Source organism: Wolbachia endosymbiont of Atemnus politus (genome assembly GCF_013309895.1).
Map to the genome: position 1 here is coordinate 1 of NZ_JAAXCS010000163.1, position 2,325 is coordinate 2,325.

General features: G+C 34.3%; 2 pseudogenes. Both read left to right on the top strand.

Annotated features, from left to right (window positions below):
- Window positions 1–201 precede the first annotated feature (201 nt).
- Window positions 202–730 (top strand): annotated as a pseudogene (gene def / locus HET73_RS07125) (peptide deformylase).
- Window positions 720–1,521 (top strand): annotated as a pseudogene (locus HET73_RS07130) (uracil-DNA glycosylase). The pseudogenes def and HET73_RS07130 overlap by 11 nt, the downstream one beginning before the upstream one ends.
- Window positions 1,522–2,325: the final 804 nt, after the last annotated feature.

Consider the following 2,325-nt stretch of genomic DNA (forward strand, 5'->3'; position numbering starts at 1 on the left):
TGGATCATCATATAAAAGATGGCCGACTACCATAAGTAAAAAAAAAAAAAAAAACAACTTGTTCTATTCCAATTCTATGTATTATTCTTTTTAACTAATACTGCTTTAATATTTTTAAAACATATATAAATATATATAATTAATAATCTTTATTATTAATAACAACACAAAGGGAAAAATCAAGCATAGAATTATAATTTTATGTACAAATTACCAATTGTAATTGCCCCTGACGAAAGGCTTACTACACGCGCAAGTGAAATAACAGATATAAACGATAAAATTAAAGAATTAGTAAACGATATGTTTGAAACTATGTACGATGCAGAAGGTCTTTGTCTTGCTGCAGTGCAAGTTGGGGTGCTGAAGAGAGCTTTTGTTATGGATATTCAGCCAGAAAAAGCCAAAGATGGGCCAGCAGGATATGAATCGGTTGGCAAATTTTATATGATTAATCCTGAAATTACAGAACTGTCCGATGAACAAGTAATACCAACAGAAGGGTCTCTTTCAATTCCAGAGCAAAGCCATGAAATTAAGGGTCCAAAGTATTTAAATGTGAAATATAAGAATTTAAATTACAAGGAACAGAGGCTAAAAGCTAGTGGTTGACTTGCAAGATGTATTCAGCATGAACTAGATCACTTAAATGGTATATTGTACCTTAGAAATTTTGTTTAATTTAAAATATGATATGGCACAAAAGGTTAAGAGGTACTATGAGCGATGAAGATCTAGACTTATTAAAATTTTACCATGAAGAGGGCATTGATTGCACGCTAATGGAAGGTGAAGAAGGAAAGAAAGTAGAAGAAGAGAGAGAGTAAACTTGTGCAGCCCCCTACCATCCAGAAAAAAAAAAAAGAAAAACAATCCATGTTTCCAAGTGACTGGATAATTAAAGCAAGGAAACTTGCAAGTAAATGTAGTAGTGTAGATGAGCTAGGAAGTGCAGTTAAGTCATTTGAAGGTTGTGAAATAAAAAAAAACTGCAACTAATACTGTTTTTTCCGACGGTAATCCAAATGCAAAAATTATGCTTGTTGGTGAAGCTCCAGGCGCAAACGAAGACCTGCAAGGCAAACCATTTTGTGGTGCAAGCGGGATGCTGCTCGACAAAATGTTAAATGCGATCAAATCTCGACCGCACTACAGTATACATAAGCAACACCGTATTTTGGCGTCCACCAGGTAATAGAAAACCAACCGACCTAGAGCTTGATATGTGCAGACCATTTGTAGAGCAGCATATTGCACTGGTTTCACCACAGATTCTAATTTTAGTCGGGGGGGGGGGGGGGGGGGATCGCATGTTATAGCCTTCTTGACAACACAAAGACTATATCAGCTTTGCGTGGCAAGTTTCATATGTACACTAACCAATATCTATCTCATTCAATTACCACATCTGCTATATTTCATCCAGCTTACCTACTTCGCCAGCCAGCCCAGAAACGTTTAGCTTGGGAAGATTTAAAGAAGATTAGGGAGTATCTTAATAATAATTGTACAAATATTTAATAAAACTATCATTGGTGTAGTTATTTGGCATAAATTCCCCTTCCCATCAATCTCATTACCATGCTACTAAGGGTATTTCTGACTCAAAACTTGTTTTTGACCTGCAGGATCAACGACAAAAATTCAGTAAAAAATTTAAGGCATTTATTGGCGAAATTATTAGGGCTGCACGTCTTTTAAATGTTTTAACATGCAGTCAAATCGCGCTTAAACTAAGCGTCAGAACATTATTACAGCGCCAAGTTATTAGAGGGTCAAAACTCGCTACTGGGGATTTTTTGCCTTTTTTTCGATTTGGTAAATTTCTTAATGTTTGTAGCTACTGTCATTCCGCTAGCGGCGGCTGTAGATCCCAATGGGCTTTGTTGTATGGCAACTTGTGCGATGGCAATTTATGATAAATTCATGTAGTCATTTCAAATTTAGCCATTGTTGTATTGCCAAAGAGATGGGTTGTTGAGAGATCTTTTGCTTGATGCAGGCGATTGTGGAAAAATTGCGAATGGAACTAGCCAGCAAATTGTCGTTCTTGCTTTCACTCCTCAAAAGATTATGATCAGGTTCTTATAACAAAAACGTCTTAACTTTCTCTTCACTCTTTCTGGATAAGGTCAGTCAATATAAAGCATTAACTTTTATTTTATATTATTATATTATTATTATATACTATATTATACTATATACTATATATATTATACACTATAATATATATTATATATTATATATATATAAATTATATTAAAGTAACATTGAATTTTATTGAAGTAGTTATATTATGACAATAGACTGTAAAAGGGAAATGCT